Below are 22,179 nucleotides of genomic sequence, written 5' to 3'. Positions count from 1 at the left end.
AAACCATACGAAAATCGTTCGGAAAAGGATGTTTCTAGTGAAGCGACTATTCTGTTTGGCCGCGATTGGGGCCGCGTTGTTGGGGCACAGTTTTACCGCACAGGCGGCAGGCTTGGAGTTCGGGGTCGGACAGACCAGCGATTCGACCATGACCTACCGGCTTGGTCTGCAACTCCCCTGGGACCAGAGCTGGCTGCAAAGTGACGTCGGTCGGGTGACCGGTTACTGGAGCGGCGCCTACACTTACTGGGATGGCGACAAGACCGCCAGCGCCAGCAGCCTGTCGTTCTCGCCGGTGTTCGTTTACGAGTTTTCCGGGGCGACCGTCAAGCCGTATGTCGAGGCGGGGATCGGCGTGGCGTTGTTCTCCCGGACTCAGCTCGAGGACAACAACATTGGCGAGTCATTTCAGTTCGAAGACCGAATCGGCTTTGGGCTGCGCTTTGCCGGTGGGCATGAAGTCGGTATTCGTGCGACGCACTATTCCAATGCCGGGATCAACAGCAACAACGACGGTGTAGAAAGTTACTCACTGCATTACACGTTGCCGTTGTAAGCCCTTGGGATAAAAGTGCTGATCACTGTCTTGGTGATTAGCACTGAACCCTGTGAGAGCAAGCTCGCTCCCACAGGGGGACTCCGGTGCACTTGAAATCAGCGATACACCGACACAATCCCCTCTCGCTCGGTCATGCATTCCGGCGAGCCGGTCTCGAATTCGCGGCAGATCAGCGGGCGCTTCTCGTAGATGGTGCACATCATCGTGTTGCGATCCAGCGCCGCGCACCAGCCGTCATCCAGTCGTAACATCACTTCCCCGCCCCAATCATCGGTATCGATAAAACGTTCGGGCACGCCGGTTTCCGTAATCAGCATGACTTCGAGCTGGCAGCAGCAGGCCGAGCAGGTCGAGCAACTGACCGCAGGCTCGGTGATTTGCGTATGGGGGATGGTTTTCATGGGCGCAGTGTAAGGCAGTGGGCGGGTGGTGTGTGAAAGGCCTGACGGACGCTTACTTTAGGTTATCCACAGCAGCCAGCCGATGCGCCATCATCTGCAGCAACGGAAACAGCAGCGTCCAGAGCAGTCCGATGCCGATCAGCGTGGGTAACTGCCCGAAAGGAAAAGACACCCCGGCCAATCGTCCGCCTGCGTAATAGGACAACGGTCCGCCGACCGCGCCCAACAGACTCGCACGCCACCAGGGGCTGGCGCTCCATTGCAGGCAATGACGCAAGGTCGTCGCCAGCAGCGCCCAAAGCAACATCAACCACAGCGGAATCAGCGGCGACTGATCCCTGAACTCAAATACCCCCGACCAGCGCAGCACGCTATCCACCACCGTGCCGAGCACCACGACACTGAGGATCAACCGGCCTTCCTGAGCCCAACTACTTATCCACAGCAGATGCAGGACCAACGCGGCCAACGCCACCAGCAGCCACAGACTGTCACCGCCCATGACGCAGGCAAACCAGCCGAGCTGAAACAGCGCGGCGTTTGCCAGGCGTTCAAGCATCGAAACGGCCCAGCAGCGGCGCCGGCATCGCCGACGGTTTGGCCAGCAGCAATTGCGCGGTGCCAATGGTGCGCTCCAGAAAGCCGCCTTCGCAGTAGCACAGGTAAAACTCCCACAGCCGCAGGAAATAATCGTCGTAGCCCAATTCGGTGAGACGCCCGTGGGCGCGGCGAAAATTCTCGTGCCACAACCGCAATGTCCTGGCGTAGTGCAGGCCGAAGTCTTCCATGTGCAGCAGGTTCATGTCGGTGTCGCGGCTGACGATGTCCAGCATCTTCTGCACACTGGGCAGGGCGCCGCCGGGGAAGATGTAACGCTGGATGAAATCGACGTTGTTTTTCGCTTGTTCGTAACGCTGCTCGCGGATGGTAATCGCCTGCAACAGCATCAGGCCGTTGCTTTTGAGCAGGTGCGCACACTGCTTGAAATAGGTCGGCAGGAAGTGATGGCCGACTGCTTCGATCATCTCGATAGACACCAGTTTGTCGTACTGCCCGGTGAGGTCGCGATAATCTTCCAGCAACAGCGTCACCTGATCGTGCAGGCCGAGCGCTTCGATACGTTTGGCGGTAAAGGCGAACTGCTCTTTGGACAGCGTGGTGGTGGTGACTTTGCAGCCGTAATGCTGCGCCGCGTACAGCGCCATGCTGCCCCAGCCCGTGCCGATTTCCAGCAGGTGATCGTCCGGTTTCAGCGCAAGTTTCTGACAGATCCGCTCCAGTTTGTTCAGTTGCGCCTGTTCCAGGCTGTCCTCGGGGCTGAGGAACTGCGCGGCCGAGTACATCATCGTTGGGTCGAGAAACTGCTCGAACAGGTCATTGCCCAGGTCGTAATGAGCCGCGATGTTTTTCTGCGAGCCTTTGCGCGTATTGCGATTGAGCCAGTGCAGGCCCTGCACCAACGGCCGGCTCAGTTTGGCCAGGCCACCTTCCAGCGCATCCAGCACCTCCAGATTGCTGACGAACACCCGGACCACCGCCGTCAGGTCCGGCGAACTCCAGTAGCCGTGGATGAACGCCTCGCCGGCACCGATCGAACCGCCGCTGGCCACCAGCCCCCAGGCCGCAGCGTCGAGGATATGAATCTCGCCCAGCAGATGACTGCCGGTGGTGCCGAACACATGCCGTTCACCGTCCTCGACCAGCACCAGTTGCCCATGTTTGAGGTGCGCCAGTTGCCGCAACACGCCACGACGCAGCAGTGATCCCGTCAGGCCGTTGGTGCTTGTCAGGTTGGCCTTGGCCGTAACACTAGAGGATTTCATGGCGGCGATCCTTTGGAGGGACGATGGCGGTTTGAAAGCTGCCGTCGGCAGCCTGATGAGCAAAAATAGGAGCGCGCTTGAGTAACAGACGGATGGCCTGCCAGTAGATCGCCAGGCAGGTTTTCGCAGTCATCCACGGAAAGCGCCGCAGATAACGGTGCAGGCTTTTGCGATTCAGCGGTTCGCGTTGCAGGCTCAGCGTGGCGTCGAACAGCTTCTGTTCGCCCTGCCAGTCCGCCATGTGCACCCCGAGTTTTTGCGCGGCGGGGCTGAAGCTCATGCGGTACTCAAGGTCTCGCGGCAGAAACGGCGAGACATGAAACGCCTTGGCCACGGCGAAATGCTGGTGCAAGTCGTGCAGGTCTGCCGGGGCTTTGGCGGGCAGTACATAGTGATAACGCTCGCGCCACGGAGTGTTGGTCACTTCGCAGAGAATCGCTGCCAACTGGCCGTCCGCCTCGTGGCAGTAGAAAAAACTCACCGGGTTGAACGACAGGCCCCAGCTGCGGGCCTGGGTCAGCAGACAGATCGAACCTTGAGGCGCGTGGCCGATGGCTTGCGCCACTTGCTGGCGCACTGCGTCGATCAGGCGCATGCCGGTGCCGGTCAGCGCTTTCAGGTAGTCCGTTTCACGAAATGAAAATGGCGCAAAACGGCTGTTGCCCGACAGCGGCGATAAACCCAGTACCGCTTCCTGCTCGTCGAGATCCAGATACAGCAACCCGATCCGGTAGCGGAATTCATGGCGGCGCGGGGCGAACCGCCGATGGGCGATCCAGCCGCCATAGAGGGCGCTGTTCACAGCGTTTCACCGAACGAGCGGGCCACGCGCAAGGCACTGACCACGCCGTCTTCATGAAAGCCGTTGGCCCAGTAGGCGCCGCAATAATACGTGTGATGCGCGCCGTCCAGCTCTTCCCAGCGTGCTTGCGCTGCCACCGCTGCGAGGCTGTATTGCGGATGGGCATAGGTGTATTTGGCGAGCACTTTGAACGGGCTGATGCCGGCGCTCTGGTTGAGGCTGACGCAGAAAGTGGCGTCGCTCTGGATGCCTTGCAGGATGTTCATGTCATAGGTGACGGCGGCCAGCGTGTGTCCGGCGCCACCGAGGCGGTAATTCCAGCTGGCCCAGGCCAACTTGCGTTCCGGCAACAGGCGAGTGTCGGTGTGCAACACCACTTCGTTGTCGGCGTAGGGCAGGGCGCCGAGGATCGATTGTTCGGCGCTGCTCGGTCTGGCCAGCAGTTTCAGGGCCTGATCGCTGTGGCAGGCGAACACTACTTTGTCGAAACGCTCGCTGCCGGCGGTGCTGTGGATAACCACGCCCTCGGCATCGCGCTCGACCCGTGTCACCGGGCAGTTGAGGCGGATCTTGTCCTTGAAGGAGGCGATCAGCGGCGCCACGTAGGCACTCGATCCGCCTTCGATCACGCACCACTGCGGGCGATTACTGACGGACAGCAAGCCGTGATTCTTGAAAAACCGCACGAAAAATTGCAGCGGGAAACCGAGCATGTCAGCCATCGACATCGACCAGATCGCCGCGCCCATGGGCACGATGTAATGCAGGATGAAGCGTTCGCCGTAGCGGTTGGCCGTCAGGTATTCATCGAGGGTCGTGTCGGCGGCGATCCGTTGTTCTTCAAGATCACGCAGCGCCTCTTTATTGAAGCGCAGGATGTCGCGCAGCATGCCCCAGAACCCCGGCGACAGCAGGTTACGGCGCTGGGCAAACAGGCTGTTGAGGTTGTTGCCGTTGTATTCCAGGCCCGAGTCCGGATCGGTCACCGAGAAACTCATTTCGGTGGGTTTGAATCCCACGCCGAGCTGGCCCAGCAGGCGGATGAAATTCGGGTAGGTCCAGTCGTTGAACACAATGAAGCCAGTGTCCACCGCGTAGCTCTGGCCATCGACCGTCACCTCGACGGTATGGGTGTGGCCGCCGACCCAGTCGCTGGCCTCGAACAGGGTGATCTGGTGCTGACGATTGAGCAGCCAGGCGCTGGTCAGCCCGGAGATCCCGCTGCCGATAATGGCGATGTTCACGGGGTGTCCTTGATCGGAGGACTGCGGCGCACCATGCGCTTGCCGATCGCCAGTTTCACCCGGTTGGGCATTTTCGATAGCGGCCAGAGGGCGGCCATGAACAGCCCCGGGAAGGCGATTTCCAGAGGACGGTCTTGCAGTTTGGCGAAAATGTGCCGAGCGGCTTTGTCTGCTGGCCAGCTCAGGGGCATGGGGAAATCGTTTTTGGCGGTCAGCGGGGTGTCAACGAAACCGGGGCTGACCACGGTCACTTCAATGCCTTCGGGCGCCAGATCAATGCGCAGCGATTCGAACAGGTAACGCATGCCGGCCTTCGAGGCGCCATAGGCTTCGGCCCGTGGCAGCGGCAGGTAGGTCACCGAGCTGGCGACGCCGATCAGGTGCGGCGCAGTGCCGGCGCGCAGCAAGGGCAGGGCGGCTTCGATGCAATAACTGCTGGCGAGCAGGTTGGTGCGCACCACGTGCTCGATAATCGAGGCGTCGAACTGCTTGGCATCGACGTATTCGCAGGTGCCGGCGTTGAGGATGACGGTGTCCAGTGAGCCCCAGTCTTCGGCGATCTGTTCGCCGATTTCCCGCACGCGCTGGCTGTTGGTCAAGTCGCCGGCCACGACCAGCACTTGCCCCGGATAGCGTTGCGCCAGGACTTTGAGCGGCGCCACCGAGCGTGAACTGACCGCCAGATGCGCCCCGGTTTTAAGGATTTCTTCGGCAAGCGCGGCGCCAATGCCGCTGCTGGCGCCCGTCAGCCAATACCGACGTGCAGGTGTCAAACTCATCCCATTCTCCTTTTCAGCCAGGCAATCGCCCTGCCCAATACGGGTAGATGTTCATACAGCAGCGCCCCGGCGTCGAAGTAGTCCCGGTGGCGATATACCTTGTCGTGCCAGAGCAGGTGCGAACAGCCGTCCACCCGGATCAGCTTGCCGCCCGCCAGGCGCGGATGGCGGTAACTCATGACCCAGCGCAGATAACCTTCGCCTTCGCCGATTTGGTCGAAGCCGTGAAAGTCGAAGCGCAGCTCGCTGACATTTGCGTAGAGCCCGGCAAAGTAACTGCGCAAATTCGCCAGCCCGTGCACTTCGTGCAGCGGATCGGTGAACGCCACATCAACGCTGTACAACGCGTCGAGACGTTGCAGGTTGTCCTTGTCCAGCTCGGCGAACCGTCGGGCAAAGCCGCGCAGGAAATCACTCATGATCGCCTCCGGCTGCCTGACGCGAAGGCAGGTCCTTGAACGCAGCCAGGGCCCGTGTACGTGACGTACTGAGATTGACGATCGGCGAGGGGTAGTCCGCAACGCCAAACAGGCCGCCGAGGTTGGCCGGGTTGTGCACATCCTTCTTGTTCAGCCCCGCCAGTTCCGGCAGCCAGTGCTTGATGAACAGCCCCTCGGCATCGAATTTTTCCGATTGACTGAGCGGGTTGAAAATACGGAAGTACGGTGCCGAGTCGGTGCCGGTGGACGAACTCCATTGCCAGCCACCGTTGTTCGCCGCCAGATCGCCGTCGATCAGATGGCGCATGAAAAAGCGTTCGCCTTCGCGCCAATCGATCAGCAGGTTCTTGGTCAGGAACATCGCCACCACCATGCGCAGGCGATTGTGCATCCAGCCGGTTTCAAGTAGCTGGCGCATGGCCGCGTCGATAATCGGCAGCCCGGTGCGCGCTTGCTGCCATGCGGCGAGTTCATCCGGCGCATCACGCCAGGCCAGGGCTTCGGTTTCCGGGCGGAACGCGCGGTGGCGGGAGACACGCGGGTAGCCGACCAGGATGTGTTTGTAGAACTCGCGCCACAGCAGCTCGTTGATCCAGGTAACGGCGCCCACCTTGCCGCTTTCGAACTCGCCCTGATTGGATTGCAGCGCGGCGTGCAGGCACTGGCGCGGGGAAATCACGCCCGCTGCCAGATAGGCCGAGAGCTGGCTGGTGCCGGGTTTGGCCGGGAAATCGCGCTCGCTTTTGTAGTAGTCGATCTGTGCATCGGCAAAGCTGTCGAGGCGGCGCCGGGCTTCGGCTTCACCCGCCGGCCAGAGGGCGCGCAGACGTTCGGTCGGCGTTTCGAAGCCGTCGACGCTTGACGGGATTTTGTCGCTGTCGATGTTCAACGACGCCTGCACGCCGGGTGCGTTCACCAGGCTTGGCAGCGAACGATGCAGGCGCTCGTAGCATACCTTGCGGAACTGGCTGAAGACCTGAAAGTAAGTGCCGGTCCGCGTCAGTACGGTGCCTGGCTTGAACAGCAGTTGATCGAGGTAACGGTGGAAATCGATGCCCTGAGTGTGTAATGCCTGAGCCACCGCCGCGTCGCGACGGGTTTCGTGAATGCCGTATTCCTCGTTGACGTGCACAGTGTCGACGTTCAATTGCTGGCACAGCTCCAGCAGCACTGCCGGCGCTTCGTCCCAGCGTGGCGCATGGCGGATGAGCAAGGGAATGTTCAATTCGCCCAGGGCGTGGCGCAGTTCGTTGAGGTTGCGCAGCCAGAAATCCACTTTGCAGGGAGCATCATCGTGTTCCAGCCACTGCGCCGGGCTCAGTAGATACACTGCTACCGTCGGGCCGCACGCGGCGGCGGCCGAGAGGGCGGTGTTGTCATGTAGGCGCAAATCGCTGCGCAGCCAGATCAGTTGCATGGTGGTTTCCGCGAAAGACATTTAAATGAGCCCGCGCCGGACCAGTTCCTGATGCGCCGACAAAGGATCTTCGGCCAGGGACAAATCAGCGATCTCGGTAGTTCTTACGGACAACTCGGCGTGGTGGATGCATACCGTTGGTCCGACAATCATTTTTGCGCAACGAATACCGCTCAACAGTTTCGGCAACTGGGTCAGGTTCATGGCTTTGCTGGAATACAGCACGATGCCCCGGGCTTGCAGGTGATCGACCGCCAACGCCAGTTCCCCGGCTGGCAGTGGCCAATCGAAAACTTCGACCGGGCAATCGGCGCTGCTGATCAGCCAGGCGGTGAGCCACAGGTGAGGTTCCAGGGGCAGATCCGAATGATTGATCAACAGCAGCGGCGCACCGCGCAATTGGCGATTGTTATGGTAGATGCGCGCGCCGAATTTGCTGCGCAACCAGGAATAAAAGAACACTCGCTCCATCTGCGCGCCGAACTGGCCTTGCCAGCGCTGCTCAAGTTCGGCGAGCAATGGCATTAGCAGTTGTTCGCATAACGTGCGCGGCGGGTACAGCGACATGGCCTGGTTGACGGTGTCGTCGAGGGTGCGCTCAGTCAGCAGGGTGACGGCTTGCAGCAATGTCTGGCGCAGCACGTGCCAGTCGTTTTGCGCAGGCTCCGTCAGGGTCTGTGGAGTCTCGAGCAACTGCTTGACCTGGCTGACGGCCACGCCGCGATTGAGCCAGGTCAGAATGGTAAGAATGCGTTGCACGTGCTCGGCCGAGAACAGCCGATGGCCCTTGGGTGTGCGCTGGGGCACGATCAGACCATAACGCCGTTCCCAGGCACGCAGCGTGATGGCGTTGACGCCGGTCTGGCGCGCCACTTCACGTATCGGCAGCCAGCCTTCGTCCATCGCTTTTTTGAAGTCGTCGCCGAGGTCTTCACCGGCGCTGCTGTCGGGGGAGTTTTTCATTTAAATCGCGTTTCGCAGGCTGAGGTTTTCCGGGTGGGGCTGCAGGTAAACCTGCTGCGCAATGTACGGATCCGGGTGTTGGCGAAAGTGGTGCTTGAGCAGCGTCAACGGCACCACCAGCGGCACGATACCGTGGCGATACTGGCCGATGACGTGCTGCACTTCCTGTTTGTCTTCAGGGCTGAGCGCCTGTTTGAGGTAGCCGCTGATGTGTTGCAGGACGTTGCTGTGGGTGCGGCGGGTGGCGCATTTTTTCAGCGCCACCATCAGCTCGCTGAAATAGCGCGGGCCAATGACTTCGGGATCGGTCTTGCCCATGTTGCCCAACAGATTGCCCAGGGTTTTGTACTGCACCGGGTTGTGGGCCATCAGCAGGTATTTGTAGCGCGAGTGAAAGTCGAAAAGGCCGCGACGACTGAGGCCTTCCTGGCGCAATTGCTGCCAGGCGCTGTAGGCGAAAACGCGCGTGAGGAAGTTCTCGCGCAGCACCGGATCATTGAGGCGACCGTCTTCTTCCACCGGCAGGTCGGGGTGCCGCTCGCAGAATGCCTGGGCGTAGATGCCACGCCCGCCGCCATTCACTGGCGCACCGTTGACGTGATAGACCTTGACCCGATGCAGGCCGCAGGAGGGCGATTGCTGCATGAAGATGTAGCCGCAGATATCACCCAGTTCACCGGCCATCTTCTCGCCGTATTCGGCCAGGGGCAGGGTGACGTTGGCGTCGGGATGGACCGTGCCAACGGCTTGCGGGTGATCAGGGTCGCCCACCAGCCGGATCGGCTCACGGGGAATGCCCAGGCCGATGGCGACTTCCGGGCACACGGGAACGAATTCGAAGTAATCAGTGAGGGTGCGGCTGCACAGTCGGGATTCCTTGTGCCCACCGTTGTAGCGCACCTCGGCACCCATCAGGCAGGCGCTGATGGCGATTTTCGGTTTCGCGTGGGAATCGGCCATCGGAACCACCTCGAATCTAAACCTGTACAGAATATTGATTCTGTACAACATGGGTTCATCATAGATTCAAAGGTGTACAAGTCAAATTATTTGTATAGGTTTTTGAATGCGCCACACGCTCCCACAGGGTGGGGCTATTTCCAGCCCGGTAGCCAGGTGTCGCTACTTTTCAGGACCTGCCATTCAACTCGCTCACTGCGGTTGGTCAATACCGCCTGCAACTCGATCTCCAGCACCGTCCCTTCCTCATCACGGAACAGCTCGGTCACCAGAAAATGTTTTTCGCGGTTTTGCGGCTGGGCTGCCGTCCATTTCGACAGCAGCAATTTGCTCGGGTTGATGCGGTTCACTGCAGGTGCTCGTGCAAGCGGCGGGCGGCTTCCTGGCCGCTGAGCCAGGCACCTTCTACCCGACCGGACAAGCACCAGTCGCCACACACGTAGAGGCCCAGGTCGGCGTCCGCCAGCACGCCCCACTCGTGGCTGCTGGCCGGTCTGGCGTACAGCCAGCGGTGGGCGAGGCTGAAGGTCGGCGCGGGCATGGCGCTGTGCAACAGTTCGGCGAAGGCGCCATGCAGTTGTTCGATCACCGCTTCCTTGGACAGGTCGATATGTTGCCGGCTCCAGGCGCTGGTGGCGTGCAATACCCAGGTGTCGAGGGTGTTGTCGCGCCCCGGTTTGCTGCGGTTGCGGGCCAGCCAGTCGAGCGGGCTGTCCTGCACGAAGCAGCCTTCCATGGGCGTGTCCAGCGGCTTGTCGAACGCCAGGGCGACGGCCCAGGTCGGGTCCATTTTTACCCCGGCGGCAGCGCCGGCAAGTTTCGGTGCCGCCGCGAGCAATGCGGTCGCCTGAGGTGCGGGCGTGGCAATCACGACGTGGCTGAACGGGCCATGGGTGAAGCCTTCGGCATCCTGCAGATGCCAATGCTCTTCACCGCGATAGACCTCGGTAATCCGGCAAGCGAAGTGCGCTTCGAGATGGCCGAGCAAGCCCCGGGTAATGGCGCTCATGCGCGGCGTGCCGACCCAGCGGGTCTGCTCGTCCGGCGACAGGTTCAGTTGACCGCCCTGATAGGTGTAGAGCAGGGGCGCCCACTCGGCGACCCAGCCGTTGGCTTGCCAACGCTGGACCTCGGTGACGAAGCGGCGGTCGCGGGCAGTGAAATACTGCGCGCCCATATCGAGCGCCCCCGCATCGCTGCGTTTGCTCGACATGCGCCCGCCGCTGCCGCGACCCTTGTCAAAAAGTTGCACGACATGCCCGGCCTCCGTCAGCGCCTGAGCGGCTGAGAGTCCGGCGATGCCGGTGCCGATGATTGCGATAGGTACAGTCATAGGGGCCTCGGTTACCTTTATGTACAGACTACGCCGTGCTTTAAACCTGTACAATATTGTTTTTTGGTATAACTTTTAGCGTTATCGTTCTGACAGCTTGGCCTATTGTTAAACATAGAACCTGCTCGATACGAAAGATCCCTGCTTATAAAAATAGACTAGTGATCCGGGTAAAACGCCACGCGAGGAAGATGTCATGCACATATTGCTGACCGGCGGTACTGGTTTGATAGGACGTCAGCTCTGCCGGCACTGGTCAAGCCAGGGTCATCGGCTCACGGTCTGGAGCCGACAGCCTGCAAAAGTCGCGAAGATTTGTGGCGCTCAAGTGCGCGGTATCGGCCGACTTGAGGACATTGGTCAAGAGCCGGTAGATGCCGTGATCAACCTCGCAGGCGCGCCGATTGCCGATCGGCTCTGGACCCACAAGCGCAAGGGGTTGCTGTGGAGCAGCCGGATCACGTTGACTGAAACCTTGCTGACCTGGCTGGAAAGTCGCGATCACAAACCGCAGGTGCTGATCTCCGGCTCCGCTGTCGGCTGGTATGGCGATGGCGGTGAGCGCGAGTTGACCGAGGATTCGCCGCCGGTTGTCGATGATTTCGCCAGTCAGTTGAGCATCGCCTGGGAGGAGACCGCCCAGCGTGCCGAAGCCTTGGGCGTGCGGGTGATCCTGCTGCGTACCGGGTTGGTGCTGTCGGCTGAAGGCGGCTTTTTGTCGCGGCTGTTGCTGGCGTTCAAACTGGGGCTGGGTGGCCCGATGGGCAACGGTCGGCAGTGGATGCCGTGGATTCATATCAAGGATCAAATCGCCCTGATTGATTTTCTTCTGCATCGCAATGAAGCCGCCGGTCCATATAATGCCTGCGCGCCGACCCCGGTGCGCAATCGCGAATTTGCCAAAACGCTGGGCAGCGTGCTGCACCGCCCGGCATTCATGCCGATGCCGGCCTTCGCACTCAAGGTCGGTCTGGGCGAGTTGTCGTTGTTATTGCTGGGCGGCCAGCGGGCCATACCGGCGCGCTTGCTGGCGGCGGGTTTCACTTTCCAGTTCACTGATTTGCGTGCGGCTTTGGACGATCTGTCCAGCCGCCTTTGAAATAGGACGTTGCATGACCGATCACGCGTTGCTTCTGGTCAACCTGGGCTCACCTGCTTCCACTTCGGTGGCGGATGTGCGCAGCTACCTCAATCAATTTCTGATGGACCCGTACGTGATTGACCTGCCGTGGCCGGTGCGGCGCTTGCTGGTGTCGCTGATCCTGATCAAGCGCCCGGAGCAGTCAGCTCACGCCTACGCTTCGATCTGGTGGGAAGAAGGCTCGCCGCTGGTGGTGCTGAGCAAACGTCTGCAGCAGGCCATGACCGCCCAGTGGACCCATGGTCCGGTGGAACTGGCGATGCGTTATGGCGAACCCTCCATTGAGTCGAAGTTGTTGCAACTGGCTGCCCAGGGTCACAAGAGAATCACCCTTGCGCCGCTGTATCCACAGTTTGCCGACAGCACCGTGACCACGGTGATCGAAGAGGCCAAGCGTGTGGTGCGGGAGAAAAAACTGGATGTGCAGTTCTCGATTCTTCAGCCGTTCTACGATCAACCGGAATACCTCGATGCGCTGGTGGCCAGTGCCAGGCCGTATCTGGAGCAGCCACACGATCATCTGCTGCTGAGCTTCCACGGTCTGCCGGAACGGCACCTGACCAAGCTCGATCCGACGGGCCAGCATTGTTTCAAGAACGAGGATTGCTGCAAGAATGCCTGCGCGGCGGTGTTGGCCACTTGTTATCGCGCACAATGCCTGCGCACTGCGTCCGAGTTTGCCAGGCGCATGGGCCTGGCGGATGGCAAATGGTCCGTGTCGTTCCAGTCGCGACTGGGTCGTGCCAAGTGGATCGAACCCTATACCGAGGCACGCCTCGATGAGTTGGCCAAAAGCGGAGTGAAGAAGATTCTGGTGATGTGCCCGGCGTTCGTCGCTGATTGTATCGAGACGCTGGAAGAGATCGGCGATCGCGGGCTGGAGCAGTTCCGCGAGGCGGGGGGCGAGGAGTTGGTGCTGGTGCCGTGCCTCAACGATGATCCGCAGTGGGCGAGGGCGTTGAACACGCTGTGTGAAAGGGCGCCGTTGGCGCTGTAGAAATGTGGCGAGGGAGCTTGCTCCCGCTGGGTCGCGAAGCGGCCCCAAAATTCTTGCAATCAATGAAGATTTTGTGAGTGCTGCGCACTCAAGCGGGAGCAAGCTCCCTCGCCACAATGTGTCGTGTACCAACTTAAAGCAGCGGATCATCCGCCTTCTTGTGCTTCCAGCCATCATTGCCCGGCAGCAACAGGTTCAGCACAATCGCCACCACCGCACACAGCGCGATGCCTTTGAGGCCGAAGTCGTCAGGTCCGGTACCGGTGCCGATCAGCACACCGCCGATCCCGAACACCAGGGTCACCGACACAATCACCAGATTGCGCGCCTCGCCCAGATCGATCTTGTGGCGGATCAGCGTGTTCATCCCCACGGCCGCAATCGAACCGAACAACAGGCACAGAATCCCGCCCATTACCGGCACCGGAATGCTTTGCAGCAGCGCGCCGAACTTGCCGACAAACGCCAGGCTGATGGCAAAGATCGCCGCCCAGGTCATGATTTTCGGGTTGTAGTTCTTGGTCAGCATCACCGCGCCAGTGACTTCGGCGTACGTGGTGTTGGGCGGGCCGCCGAACAGGCCGGCAGCGGTGGTGGCAATGCCATCGCCGAGCAGGGTGCGGTGCAGGCCGGGCTTTTTCAGGTAATCGCGACCGGTCACGCTGCCCACGGCAATCACCCCGCCGATATGCTCGATGGCCGGGGCCAGTGCGACCGGAACGATGAACAGAATTGCCTGCCAGTTGAATTCCGGCGCGGTGAAGTGCGGTATCGCAAACCATGGGGCGGCGGCAATCTTCGCGGTATCGACGACACCGAAATAGAACGCCATGCCAAACCCTACCAGCACGCCGGAGATGATCGGCACCAGGCGGAAAATGCCTTTGCCGAACACGGCCACGATCAGGGTGGTCAGCAGCGCCGGCATCGAGATCAGCATCGCGGTCTGGTAATGAATCAGCTCGGAGCCGTCGCCGGCCTTGCCCATCGCCATGTTGGCGGCAATCGGCGCCATGGCCAGGCCGATGGAGATGATCACAGGCCCGATCACCACGGGTGGCAGCATCCGGTCGATAAAACCGGTGCCCTTGATCTTCACCGCAAGCCCCATGAAGGTGTAGACGAAACCCGCCGCCATCACGCCGCCCATGGTCGCCGCGAGGCCGAACTGGCCCTTGGCGAGGATGATCGGAGTGATAAAGGCAAAGCTCGACGCCAGGAACACCGGCACCTGACGCCCGGTAACGATCTGGAACAAAATCGTCCCAAGACCTGCGGTGAACAGCGCCACGTTCGGGTCGAGGCCGGTAATCAGTGGCATCAACACCAGGGCGCCAAACGCCACGAACAGCATCTGGGCGCCGGACAGCACCGTGCGCCAGAGCGGATCGTTGAACTCATCCTGCATGGTCACGCGTCCTTCTGCTTGGTGCCGAAGATCTTGTCTCCGGCGTCGCCCAGGCCTGGGATGATGTAACCGTGTTCGTTGAGTCGTTCATCGATGGACGCGGTGTAGATTTTCACGTCCGGGTGAGCTTTCTCTACAGCGGCGATGCCTTCCGGGGCTGCGACCAGCACCATGGCGCGGATGTCGCGGCAACCGGCTTTTTTCAGCAGGTCGATGGTGGCAACCATGGAACTGCCGGTGGCGAGCATCGGGTCGATGATCATGGCCAGGCGTTCATTGATTTCCGGAACCAGTTTTTCCAGGTAGGTGTGGGCTTGCAACGTTTCTTCGTTACGAGCCACGCCCACGGCGCTGACTTTGGCGCCCGGGATCAGGCTCAGTACGCCTTCGAGCATGCCGATACCGGCACGCAGGATCGGCACCACGGTAATTTTCTTGCCAGCGATTTTCTCCACCGACACGGTGCCGCACCAACCTTCGATATCGTAGGTCTCAAGCGGCAGGTCTTTGGTGGCTTCGTAGGTCAGCAGGGCACCGACTTCCTGAGCGAGCTCACGGAAATTCTTGGTGCTGATGTCTGCGCGGCGCATAAGGCCAAGTTTATGACGGATCAGCGGGTGGCGGATCTCTTGGATGGGCATGGGGAAAGGCTCCGGCGGCGGGCAAAAAAAGCGGCCTAGATTAATCTATCCGAGGGTGTTGTCCTATAGACATGCTGCACGTTAGTCCACAAAGGCTTGATCTGACCGAGCGGGATGCGTACCTTTGCCCGCTTTTCCCGAATCCGTCCCCCTGGAGAGCGCCATGTCCGCTGATCTCGAGCATATCCGTCAAATCATGCGAGAGGCTGACTGCCTGTACACCGAAGCTGAAGTCGAAGCGGCCATCGCCCGCGTCGGTGCACAAATCAACGAACAACTGGCGGACACCAACCCGGTGGTCTTCTGCGTGATGAACGGCGGCCTGATTTTCTCCGGCAAGCTGCTCACCCATTTGCACTTCCCGCTGGAAGCGTCCTACCTGCACGCCACCCGTTATCGCAACGAAACCAGCGGTGGCGACCTGTTCTGGAAAGCCAAGCCGGAAGTGTCGTTCCTCGACCGTGACGTGCTGATCATCGACGACATCCTCGACGAAGGCCACACCCTGGGCGCGATCATTGACTACTGCAAACATGCCGGCGCACGTAAAGTGCACACCGCCGTGCTGATCGACAAGGACCACGACCGCAAGGCGCGTCCGGACCTCAAAGCCGATTTCGTCGGTCTGCCGTGCATCGACCGCTACATCTTCGGCTACGGTATGGACTACAAAGGATACTGGCGTAACGCCAACGGGATTTTTGCTGTCAAAGGAATGTAATCATGGCCACGCCGAGCTTTCTGGATCAAACCCTGTTCACCGAATTGGCCGAGAAAGCTGCAGGCAGCCCTCGTGGCCGGCAGCATCACAACTTCCACCAGATGGAAGAACCCTGCCACCGAATGGCGGTGGGGTTGCAGCCGAACACCTACATCCCGCCTCATCGGCACTTGAGCGACGACAAGGCCGAAACCCTGCTGGTGCTGCGGGGCCGTCTCGGTGTGTTGATTTTTGACGAGTCAGGTCAGGTCACCGATAAGCGCGTGCTGCAGGCCGGGGGCGATTGCCTGGGCGTGGACCTTCCTGCGGGTGTCTATCACGGCTTGGTGGTGCTGGAGGCGGACAGCTTGATGTTCGAGTGCAAGTCTGGCCCTTATCGCCCGGTCGGTGAAGGTGAGCTGGCTCACTGGGCGCCACGCGAAGGCGAGGCCGGTGTGGCCGAGTATCAGGCGTGGATGCTCGCGCAGTTCGATTGATGTTTGCCCTGTGGGAGATTCTATGTTGTAGGGCAACCCTGCAACCTCAGCCTGCCTGTGGCCGCAGCGCACCGTGCGTGCGCGTTGAGCCTGACGCTCGCGCAGGGGTAAACTGCCCGCCCGTGAAATGTCTGCGAGCTGGAGTCGGCAATGCGTAAAGATAAGAAGCAACTGATTGGTGACGAGATCGGCGATGTGCAGATCAAATTGTTCCTCGACTTCGAGCCGGTCGACGCCACTTCGCCGTCGCTGCACAAACTGATCAAGGCTTATCGTGGCCTGCGTATCGATGACTTCGAGCGGTTTCTGACGTTCTTCGTCGAGGCCGGGTATGACGTTGATGGCCAGGATGAGCACGGCAATGACTTTGTCGCCCTGATCAAGGATCAGCGTAATGCGGCTGAGTACATCGAGTTGATCGACAAGGCTCGCGGTTAACCCCGGGACTCGAGATTTGAGAGGCCCCCGCAGTTGTGGCGAGCTTGCTCCCGCGGGGCTGCGTAGCGGCCCCGGAATTGTGCGAGCAGCGGAGGTTTTGTGAGCGCTGCGCACTCAAGCGGGCGCAAGCTCCCTTGCCACAATGGCAAGAATTGTTTCATCGCCCATAAAAAAACGCCCCGTTCTCAATGAGAGCGGGGCGTTTTTTGTGGGGCCGAATCAGGCGTAGCTTTCGGTCTCGTTACTGGCTTCAACCAGTTCCAGCGCGACGTTGTTGTGCGCGTTGATCTTGCGATACAGCGCTGCGTCGGTTTCCAGGACTTTCTCGCGAGCCGGGAAAATCTCCGCCAGTTTGGCAGCCCATTCACCGGACGCTTTGTTCGGGAAGCATTTTTCGATCAGTTCCAGCATGATCGAAACGGTCACCGAAGCGCCTGGCGAGGCGCCGAGCAGTGCAGCAAGAGATCCGTCCTTGGCCGAGACCAGTTCGGTGCCAAATTGCAGCACACCGCCCTTTTTCGGGTCTTTCTTGATGATCTGCACCCGTTGGCCGGCCACTTCCAGGCGCCAGTCCTCGGCTTTCGCTTGCGGGTAGAAGCGACGCAGGGATTCCAGACGCTGTTCCATCGACTGCATCACTTCGCTGACCAGGTACTTGGTCAGGTCCATGTTGTTTTTTGCCACGGCCAGCATCGGGCCGATGTTGCCGGCGCGAACCGACATTGGCAGGTCCATGAACGAACCGTGCTTGAGGAATTTGGTGGTGAAACCGGCGTATGGCCCGAACAGCAGGGATTTCTTGCCATCGACCACGCGGGTGTCCAGGTGCGGCACGGACATCGGTGGCGAGCCCACGGCAGCCTGGCTGTAGACCTTGGCCTGGTGGTGCTTGACCACTTCCGGGTTGTCGCAACGCAGCCACTGGCCGCTGATCGGGAAGCCGCCGAAACCTTTGCTCTCTTCGATGCCCGATGCTTGCAGCAACGGCAACGCCGCACCGCCGGCGCCGAGGAAGACGAATTTGGCATCGACTTCACGGCTGTTGCCGCTGTTGACGTCCTTGATGCTGACGGTCCAGCCGCTGCCATTACGCTTGAGGCCGGTCACGCGCTTGCAGTACTTGACCTGGGTGTCGGGTGCGCTGGTCAGGTGCTTGAGCAACTGATTGGTCAGAGCGCCGAAGTTGACGTCGGTGCCGTTCATCACCCGGGTGGCGGCAATGACTTCGTCGGCAGGACGGCCCGGCATCATCAGCGGCATCCACTCGGCCATGGTGGCCTTGTCTTCGGTGTATTCCATGTCCGAGAAGGCGTGGTGCTTGCTCAGCACGTTGAAGCGATCCTTGAGGAAGGACACGCCTTTGTCGCCTTGCACGAAGCTCAGGTGCGGCACTGGGCTGATGAAGGATTTGCACGAACCGAAGGTGCCCTTCTGGGTCAGGTACGACCAGAACTGCTTCGACACCTCGAACTGGGTGTTGATGTGCACGGCTTTCTTGATATCGACGGTGCCGTCGGCGGCCTGCGGCGTGTAGTTGAGCTCACACAGCCCGGCGTGACCGGTGCCGGCGTTGTTCCACGGGTTGGAACTCTCCGCGGCACCGGAATCCATCAGCTCGACGACTTCCAGCTTGATCGCGGGGTCGAGCTCTTTGAGCAGTACGGCAAGGGTGGCACTCATGATGCCGGCCCCAACCAGAACTACGTCGACTGCTTCGTTATGCGCCATTTAACGCGTCTCCAAAATCTGCAGCACCAAATTGTCGGCATGGCTGCCAGGAGTGACGGGGCGTGTCAGTGATGCCCCAGGTACCCATGGCCAGGAACGCCATGTCCGAATCTTCGCAATTTATCGCAACTTCGACGGACGCTACCTGCCGGGCCTATGAGCCATATGAACTCACTTCAGCGCGCGGGAGGCAATTCGACTTATGGCCGAGACATCCGTTTGTGCAACCAAATCCGTAGCGGACAGGCTTCAGGCTCCGGTATTCGAGGCGTATCCGGTCCTGTGTCGTTGGGCTGTTCCAGACGCTAATGGTGCATGTTCAGACGCAAAACTATTCATTTGCTCGCCACACTCTTGTGAAGTTGTGAAAACCCGTTTTTTTCACGCTCTTTTGAAGACGTGAACCTCAAAAAAGGGCTGTCCCAGCCTGGCACCGTGCCCGGTTGGATTGCCGACATGGGTGACATGGCAGGCAAAAACGGGCAAACAGCTCAGTGACCGAGCGTAATGACAGCTCTGCAGATTCGCGAAAAGGTGGTGGTTTGCAAAGGAAAAACCGCAAGCGCGCCAGCTTCACTCGATCTGTGTGGGCGGCTCTCTGTGGGCGGTATGGGTGTCAAAGGCTAGTGCTTTGACGATGCTGCGAGGCCCGATCAGGAGACGTCCTTATAATCGGGGGGAGATTGTATCTAAGAAACGCAGGGAAATGGTCGTGTTTAATGACTTTTATTAGGCGTGCGGTCAGGAGGCCAACAGTTGTTGTGCGCGTGGGCGTGCTTGACGCTGCACGACAAGGGCGCTGGCGGGCAAGGGTTGGTGCAGCCAGTTAAGGCGAATTTCCTCGATTTCGACCCAGCCATCGCCCATGGGTTGCAGGCTGCACTGCTTGAAAGCCTGGCAGTGGCCGTTGCGGTCGAGCAGGGCAAAGCTGCGATGCAGCGGGCGTGGCGCGAACAGCGAGATCAGATAACGCATGGCAAAGTACCTGTAGGGGACTGAGGTGAAGGTTGCCAGTTGGCCGTGACGTGAATGTGTATGGCGCGTGACGGAAATGTGACGGCGCCGGTTTTTCGGAGATTTTGCTAATCATTGCTGGGCGCTAGTTAGCCACAGTGGCGCACAGCTATACTGCGGGCCTGTTTGTGCCTGATTCTGGAGAGAAGCGCATGTTGCAACGCCTGTTGTTCGGTTTGATCACTGTGACCAGTTTGACCCTCGTCGGCTGTGCCAACAGCCCGCAACAACTGAGCCCGGAACCGAAGCTGACCACTCAGCTCGCCGCAGTTGGCCATGGCCAGCAAGTGGTGGTTCGTGTGGTGGACGGTCGCCCGTCGCCAACGCTGGGCACCCGTGGCGGTCTGTACCCGGAGACCAGCGCCATCACCGTGCAGGGCGCACAGATCCTGCCGAAGTTGCAGGCTCAGGCCGAAGCCGCCGTGCGCTTGTTGGGCTTCACCCCGGTGTCCAATGGCATGAATGCGCCGCAACTGACGGTGACCCTGTCGGAGCTGCAATACCAGTCGCCTAAAGACAGCGTCTACGTGACCGAAGCGACCATTGGTGCCACATTCCGCTCTGATGTGCAGAACGGCAATCGTCGTTACAGCGGGCGTTACGGCGCGTCCCAGAACCAGCGTTTCGGCATGGCGCCGAACCAGGAAACCAACACCAAGCTGGTCAGCGATGTGTTGAGCGACGCGTTGACTCGCGTGTTCAAGGACCCGACCGTGGGTCAGATGCTCGGCGAATAAGCGTTCCCTTGATTCAAAAAAGCCCGGCGCCAGAAATGGCCCCGGGCTTTTTCATGCTCGCCGATGGCAGAGATACACCGATCAACTGTGGGGGCGAGCCTGCTCGCGAAGGCGGAGTGTCAGGCGACATAACCTTTGAATGCTGCATCCCCATCGCGAGCAAGCTCGCTCCCACAGGGGGGATGCGCGGCGTGTCAGGCAGCTTGCGAATAAAAATCCAGCACACTCACGCCTGTCAGCCAGTCCGTCTCCGGCAAGTCGGCATGCTGATGCCCGCCCAATGCGCAATACACCAGCCAGTGGCGGTCCTGAACGTTGAAGGCAAGGCTGCCAACAAGGTTCTGTTGTTCCTCGCTTGGGGCAATGAGGTAAAGGCGGTCCTGGTTTTCGGCGTGCAGCATGGGTGGCTCTGTCTGGGTTTGGAGGGGCGACAGGCTGGCGTATTCAGATGACGATGCCGTGACACTGGGCCGTCATTCGTCGAGTGGTTGGTTATTTGTCGCAAAGGGGAGGGCAGGGGGGCAGGCTTTCGGTAGAATCCGCGCCGCGGTCGTTGGTTCGGCGTCCGCCACACCTGATTTCCCCGAGGTCCGTGATGTCGTTGCATTTGATTTCGCTGTTTACCAACCATCCTGCCAAGTTGATCAACCTGCTGGCCTTGCTGCTGGCCTTCCCGGGCAGTTGGTTGCTGCACGCCACCCGCCGTCGCGAACAACGCGCGCAGGCCAGTCTGGCCGCGCAACGCCAGAGCAGCCCCAATCAGGAGCCGATCCTGGATTGGGCGACGCTGCGCATGAACCGCTTTTTCTACCGCTTCGGTTTCGCCTGCCTGGGTGTGGCGCTGATCGTATCGTGGGCCAGCACCCGGTTTTGAGTTTGACGCAGGCGTTGTGATCAGCGCGAGCCTGTGGCGATCCGACGAGCCCCCTCGCCACAGGGGCGCCGTTTGAAACCGCTTACAATGCCAACCCCGCCTTCACCCGGTATTGATTACGCACCGGCGTCGCATATTGCAGCACCAGGAACGGGCGGTGCTCCGCGGGGCACGCATCCAGTCGGCGTTGCCATTCTTCCTGGGCTTTCGCCAACTCATCCGCCGGGAACACCTCGGCAGCTTTCGGCACCTGCAATTGCGGATCAGCGCCAGCCCACTGCGCGTACGCCAGGTAATGCACCGGGAACAGGCGATAACCACCGAGGATCTGCCGGTCCATCTCGATCGCCAACAGCTTGGTATCCTCGAACAGCTCGGTGATGGGCGTGGCAAAGTTCACATGCACCCGGCCCTTGTAGCCAGTGATGCCCTTGGCGATGCTCACGTCATCTTCGCCCGGCGCCTTGGTGTAGGTGCCCGTCGTGTCGCGGATGAACAGCTCGCGGGCCTTGGCCTGATCGCAGGGGTCGTATTCGTAGCTGATCGACACCGGGGTGACGTTCAGCGACTGAATGACTTCGCCGAACGGCTCGTCCTTGCGGCTCATATGGAACATCTTGAGGATCGCCGACTCGGTGCGGTCGTCGCCGTCCTTGGCCCGGCCTTCGGCCTGGGCGATCCAGATCGAGGCGCAATCGTTGCGAATCGAGTGGTTGATGTACGCGGACAGCAACTGATATGCGGCCATTTTCTCCCGACGACCGGTGATCGAACGGTGCACGATGAAGCTCTTGTTCAGGCGCATCAAATCGCTGACGAAAGGCTTTTGCAGCAGGTTGTCACCGATGGCGATGCGCGGGGTCGGCAGGCCGGCGTGGTACACAGCGTAGTTGACGAAGGCCGGGTCCATCACGATGTCGCGGTGGTTGGCGATGAACAGGTAGGCGCTGCCGGATTTGAACTGCTCGACGCCGGTGTAGGTGACGCCGTCGGTGGCGCGCTCGATGGTGTGGTCGACGTAAACCTCGACCTTGTCCTGCAATGTGGCCACCGAGTTGACGCCGGCGAACTCACGGCGCAGCCGATGAGCTATAAGAGGTTTGAGCATCCAGCCGAATGCACCGGCAAAACGCGGGAAGCGGAAGTGGGTGAGGATATCTAGAAACGCCTTGTCGCCGAGCAGCCGTGCCAGCACCGCTGGGACTTCGCTGTCGTCGTAAGGTCGGATGGCATCGAATTCGCCCATCATGCTCTCTTGTTAGAAACGGCTAGGGTAAGTAAAG

General features: G+C 60.3%; 26 protein-coding genes. 8 read left to right on the top strand and 18 right to left on the bottom strand.

What is annotated here, in order from left to right:
* Positions 1-37: 37 nt before the first annotated feature.
* Entirely contained in the window at positions 38-556 is a 519-nt protein-coding gene (locus POF45_RS10980; protein ID WP_259496593.1) for an acyloxyacyl hydrolase, read from the top strand.
* Between the two features lie 98 nt (positions 557-654).
* On the opposite strand, the gene POF45_RS10975 is transcribed toward POF45_RS10980, so the two are convergent.
* The 12 genes from POF45_RS10975 to POF45_RS10920 form a co-directional block, all read right to left on the bottom strand.
* Positions 655-960, bottom strand: coding sequence for a YkgJ family cysteine cluster protein (locus POF45_RS10975; protein ID WP_259496591.1), 306 nt, complete (start codon positions 958-960; stop codon positions 655-657).
* 52 nt (positions 961-1,012) lie between these two features.
* Complete coding sequence (locus POF45_RS10970) at positions 1,013-1,519, bottom strand: DUF2878 domain-containing protein (RefSeq protein ID WP_282315669.1); 507 nt, start codon at positions 1,517-1,519, stop codon at positions 1,013-1,015.
* Complete coding sequence (locus POF45_RS10965) at positions 1,512-2,783, bottom strand: SAM-dependent methyltransferase (protein WP_259496589.1); 1,272 nt, start codon at positions 2,781-2,783, stop codon at positions 1,512-1,514. The genes POF45_RS10970 and POF45_RS10965 overlap by 8 nt, the downstream gene beginning before the upstream one ends.
* Complete coding sequence (locus tag POF45_RS10960) at positions 2,770-3,585, bottom strand: DUF1365 domain-containing protein (RefSeq protein WP_259496588.1); 816 nt, start codon at positions 3,583-3,585, stop codon at positions 2,770-2,772. The genes POF45_RS10965 and POF45_RS10960 overlap by 14 nt, the downstream gene beginning before the upstream one ends.
* Positions 3,582-4,829: an NAD(P)/FAD-dependent oxidoreductase gene (locus tag POF45_RS10955; RefSeq protein ID WP_259496587.1), complete on the bottom strand. Its 1,248-nt coding sequence runs from the start codon at positions 4,827-4,829 to the stop codon at positions 3,582-3,584. Before POF45_RS10955 ends, POF45_RS10960 begins: the two co-directional genes overlap by 4 nt.
* Positions 4,826-5,608, bottom strand: coding sequence for an SDR family NAD(P)-dependent oxidoreductase (locus POF45_RS10950; protein WP_259496586.1), 783 nt, complete (start codon positions 5,606-5,608; stop codon positions 4,826-4,828). Before POF45_RS10950 ends, POF45_RS10955 begins: the two co-directional genes overlap by 4 nt.
* On the bottom strand, positions 5,605-6,027 hold the full coding sequence (locus POF45_RS10945; protein WP_282315668.1) for a nuclear transport factor 2 family protein: 423 nt from the start codon (positions 6,025-6,027) through the stop codon (positions 5,605-5,607). The genes POF45_RS10950 and POF45_RS10945 overlap by 4 nt, the downstream gene beginning before the upstream one ends.
* Positions 6,020-7,465 (bottom strand): deoxyribodipyrimidine photo-lyase, encoded by a 1,446-nt coding sequence (phrB, locus tag POF45_RS10940; protein WP_259496584.1) that lies wholly within the window; start codon positions 7,463-7,465, stop codon positions 6,020-6,022. Before phrB ends, POF45_RS10945 begins: the two co-directional genes overlap by 8 nt.
* A gap of 21 nt (positions 7,466-7,486) precedes the next feature.
* Positions 7,487-8,428: a MerR family transcriptional regulator gene (locus POF45_RS10935; RefSeq protein WP_282315667.1), complete on the bottom strand. Its 942-nt coding sequence runs from the start codon at positions 8,426-8,428 to the stop codon at positions 7,487-7,489.
* A complete protein-coding gene (locus POF45_RS10930; protein ID WP_282315666.1) occupies positions 8,429-9,388 on the bottom strand; it encodes a YbgA family protein in 960 nt (319 codons plus the stop codon).
* Between the two features lie 134 nt (positions 9,389-9,522).
* Entirely contained in the window at positions 9,523-9,738 is a 216-nt protein-coding gene (locus tag POF45_RS10925; protein ID WP_259496581.1) for a TIGR02450 family Trp-rich protein, read from the bottom strand.
* On the bottom strand, positions 9,735-10,721 hold the full coding sequence (locus tag POF45_RS10920; protein ID WP_282315665.1) for an NAD(P)/FAD-dependent oxidoreductase: 987 nt from the start codon (positions 10,719-10,721) through the stop codon (positions 9,735-9,737). The genes POF45_RS10925 and POF45_RS10920 overlap by 4 nt, the downstream gene beginning before the upstream one ends.
* Before the next feature lie 196 nt (positions 10,722-10,917).
* Here POF45_RS10920 and POF45_RS10915 point away from each other — a divergent pair, with 196 nt between their 5' ends.
* Positions 10,918-11,820: a TIGR01777 family oxidoreductase gene (locus POF45_RS10915; protein WP_259496577.1), complete on the top strand. Its 903-nt coding sequence runs from the start codon at positions 10,918-10,920 to the stop codon at positions 11,818-11,820.
* A 13-nt stretch (positions 11,821-11,833) separates the two neighbouring features.
* The gene (hemH, locus tag POF45_RS10910; RefSeq protein ID WP_282315664.1) at positions 11,834-12,859 is read left to right on the top strand and encodes a ferrochelatase; all 1,026 of its coding nucleotides are present in this window, start codon (positions 11,834-11,836) and stop codon (positions 12,857-12,859) included.
* A gap of 133 nt (positions 12,860-12,992) precedes the next feature.
* Here the strand turns inward: hemH and POF45_RS10905 are convergent, their stop codons facing one another.
* Together POF45_RS10905 and upp are read right to left on the bottom strand one after the other, a co-directional pair.
* On the bottom strand, positions 12,993-14,267 hold the full coding sequence (locus POF45_RS10905; protein WP_259496574.1) for a uracil-xanthine permease family protein: 1,275 nt from the start codon (positions 14,265-14,267) through the stop codon (positions 12,993-12,995).
* Between the two features lie 2 nt (positions 14,268-14,269).
* Complete coding sequence (gene upp / locus POF45_RS10900) at positions 14,270-14,908, bottom strand: uracil phosphoribosyltransferase (RefSeq protein WP_259496573.1); 639 nt, start codon at positions 14,906-14,908, stop codon at positions 14,270-14,272.
* A gap of 163 nt (positions 14,909-15,071) precedes the next feature.
* Between upp and POF45_RS10895 the strand changes: the two genes are divergently transcribed.
* From POF45_RS10895 to POF45_RS10885, 3 genes are all read left to right on the top strand, one after another.
* Positions 15,072-15,629: a hypoxanthine-guanine phosphoribosyltransferase gene (locus tag POF45_RS10895; protein ID WP_259496572.1), complete on the top strand. Its 558-nt coding sequence runs from the start codon at positions 15,072-15,074 to the stop codon at positions 15,627-15,629.
* A gap of 2 nt (positions 15,630-15,631) precedes the next feature.
* Positions 15,632-16,105: a WbuC family cupin fold metalloprotein gene (locus POF45_RS10890; protein ID WP_259496571.1), complete on the top strand. Its 474-nt coding sequence runs from the start codon at positions 15,632-15,634 to the stop codon at positions 16,103-16,105.
* 150 nt (positions 16,106-16,255) lie between these two features.
* Complete coding sequence (locus POF45_RS10885; protein ID WP_259496569.1) at positions 16,256-16,543, top strand: PA4642 family protein; 288 nt, start codon at positions 16,256-16,258, stop codon at positions 16,541-16,543.
* Positions 16,544-16,762: 219 nt separating this feature from the next.
* On the opposite strand, the gene mqo is transcribed toward POF45_RS10885, so the two are convergent.
* The gene (gene mqo, locus POF45_RS10880; protein ID WP_259496568.1) at positions 16,763-18,271 is read right to left on the bottom strand and encodes a malate dehydrogenase (quinone); all 1,509 of its coding nucleotides are present in this window, start codon (positions 18,269-18,271) and stop codon (positions 16,763-16,765) included.
* 741 nt (positions 18,272-19,012) lie between these two features.
* Complete coding sequence (locus POF45_RS10875; protein ID WP_259496567.1) at positions 19,013-19,246, bottom strand: hypothetical protein; 234 nt, start codon at positions 19,244-19,246, stop codon at positions 19,013-19,015.
* Between the two features lie 191 nt (positions 19,247-19,437).
* Between POF45_RS10875 and POF45_RS10870 the strand changes: the two genes are divergently transcribed.
* Entirely contained in the window at positions 19,438-20,022 is a 585-nt protein-coding gene (locus POF45_RS10870; protein ID WP_259496566.1) for a YajG family lipoprotein, read from the top strand.
* 194 nt (positions 20,023-20,216) lie between these two features.
* Here the strand turns inward: POF45_RS10870 and POF45_RS10865 are convergent, their stop codons facing one another.
* Positions 20,217-20,423 carry a hypothetical protein gene (locus POF45_RS10865; protein ID WP_259496565.1) on the bottom strand — a complete coding sequence of 69 codons (207 nt, stop codon included), beginning with the start codon at positions 20,421-20,423 and terminating at the stop codon, positions 20,217-20,219.
* 194 nt (positions 20,424-20,617) lie between these two features.
* On the opposite strand from POF45_RS10865, the gene POF45_RS10860 reads away from it, so the two are divergent.
* Positions 20,618-20,896, top strand: a complete 279-nt coding sequence (locus POF45_RS10860; RefSeq protein WP_259496564.1) for a hypothetical protein — start codon at positions 20,618-20,620, stop codon at positions 20,894-20,896.
* Positions 20,897-20,978: 82 nt separating this feature from the next.
* On the opposite strand, the gene POF45_RS10855 is transcribed toward POF45_RS10860, so the two are convergent.
* The gene (locus POF45_RS10855) at positions 20,979-22,142 is read right to left on the bottom strand and encodes a 1-acyl-sn-glycerol-3-phosphate acyltransferase (protein WP_259496563.1); all 1,164 of its coding nucleotides are present in this window, start codon (positions 22,140-22,142) and stop codon (positions 20,979-20,981) included.
* Positions 22,143-22,179: the final 37 nt, after the last annotated feature.

The organism is Pseudomonas fungipugnans, assembly GCF_029955235.1.
Lineage (GTDB): Bacteria > Pseudomonadota > Gammaproteobacteria > Pseudomonadales > Pseudomonadaceae > Aquipseudomonas > Aquipseudomonas fungipugnans.
This window is presented reverse-complemented; position numbering and strand designations above follow the sequence as displayed.

Bases quoted from the DNA above. Each gene is read 5' to 3' on its own strand.
- POF45_RS10975 (WP_259496591.1), bottom strand. From the start codon at position 960: ATGAAAACCATCCCCCATACGCAAATCACCGAGCCTGCGGTCAGTTGC.
- POF45_RS10970 (WP_282315669.1), bottom strand. From the start codon at position 1,519: ATGCTTGAACGCCTGGCAAACGCCGCGCTGTTTCAGCTCGGCTGGTTT.
- POF45_RS10965 (WP_259496589.1), bottom strand. From the start codon at position 2,783: ATGAAATCCTCTAGTGTTACGGCCAAGGCCAACCTGACAAGCACCAAC.
- POF45_RS10950 (WP_259496586.1), bottom strand. From the start codon at position 5,608: ATGAGTTTGACACCTGCACGTCGGTATTGGCTGACGGGCGCCAGCAGC.
- POF45_RS10945 (WP_282315668.1), bottom strand. From the start codon at position 6,027: ATGAGTGATTTCCTGCGCGGCTTTGCCCGACGGTTCGCCGAGCTGGAC.
- phrB (WP_259496584.1), bottom strand. From the start codon at position 7,465: ATGCAACTGATCTGGCTGCGCAGCGATTTGCGCCTACATGACAACACC.
- POF45_RS10935 (WP_282315667.1), bottom strand. From the start codon at position 8,428: ATGAAAAACTCCCCCGACAGCAGCGCCGGTGAAGACCTCGGCGACGAC.
- POF45_RS10930 (WP_282315666.1), bottom strand. From the start codon at position 9,388: ATGGCCGATTCCCACGCGAAACCGAAAATCGCCATCAGCGCCTGCCTG.
- POF45_RS10920 (WP_282315665.1), bottom strand. From the start codon at position 10,721: ATGACTGTACCTATCGCAATCATCGGCACCGGCATCGCCGGACTCTCA.
- POF45_RS10915 (WP_259496577.1), top strand. From the start codon at position 10,918: ATGCACATATTGCTGACCGGCGGTACTGGTTTGATAGGACGTCAGCTC.
- hemH (WP_282315664.1), top strand. From the start codon at position 11,834: ATGACCGATCACGCGTTGCTTCTGGTCAACCTGGGCTCACCTGCTTCC.
- POF45_RS10905 (WP_259496574.1), bottom strand. From the start codon at position 14,267: ATGCAGGATGAGTTCAACGATCCGCTCTGGCGCACGGTGCTGTCCGGC.
- upp (WP_259496573.1), bottom strand. From the start codon at position 14,908: ATGCCCATCCAAGAGATCCGCCACCCGCTGATCCGTCATAAACTTGGC.
- POF45_RS10895 (WP_259496572.1), top strand. From the start codon at position 15,072: ATGTCCGCTGATCTCGAGCATATCCGTCAAATCATGCGAGAGGCTGAC.
- POF45_RS10890 (WP_259496571.1), top strand. From the start codon at position 15,632: ATGGCCACGCCGAGCTTTCTGGATCAAACCCTGTTCACCGAATTGGCC.
- POF45_RS10885 (WP_259496569.1), top strand. From the start codon at position 16,256: ATGCGTAAAGATAAGAAGCAACTGATTGGTGACGAGATCGGCGATGTG.
- mqo (WP_259496568.1), bottom strand. From the start codon at position 18,271: ATGGCGCATAACGAAGCAGTCGACGTAGTTCTGGTTGGGGCCGGCATC.
- POF45_RS10875 (WP_259496567.1), bottom strand. From the start codon at position 19,246: ATGCGTTATCTGATCTCGCTGTTCGCGCCACGCCCGCTGCATCGCAGC.
- POF45_RS10870 (WP_259496566.1), top strand. From the start codon at position 19,438: ATGTTGCAACGCCTGTTGTTCGGTTTGATCACTGTGACCAGTTTGACC.
- POF45_RS10865 (WP_259496565.1), bottom strand. From the start codon at position 20,423: ATGCTGCACGCCGAAAACCAGGACCGCCTTTACCTCATTGCCCCAAGC.
- POF45_RS10860 (WP_259496564.1), top strand. From the start codon at position 20,618: ATGTCGTTGCATTTGATTTCGCTGTTTACCAACCATCCTGCCAAGTTG.
- POF45_RS10855 (WP_259496563.1), bottom strand. From the start codon at position 22,142: ATGGGCGAATTCGATGCCATCCGACCTTACGACGACAGCGAAGTCCCA.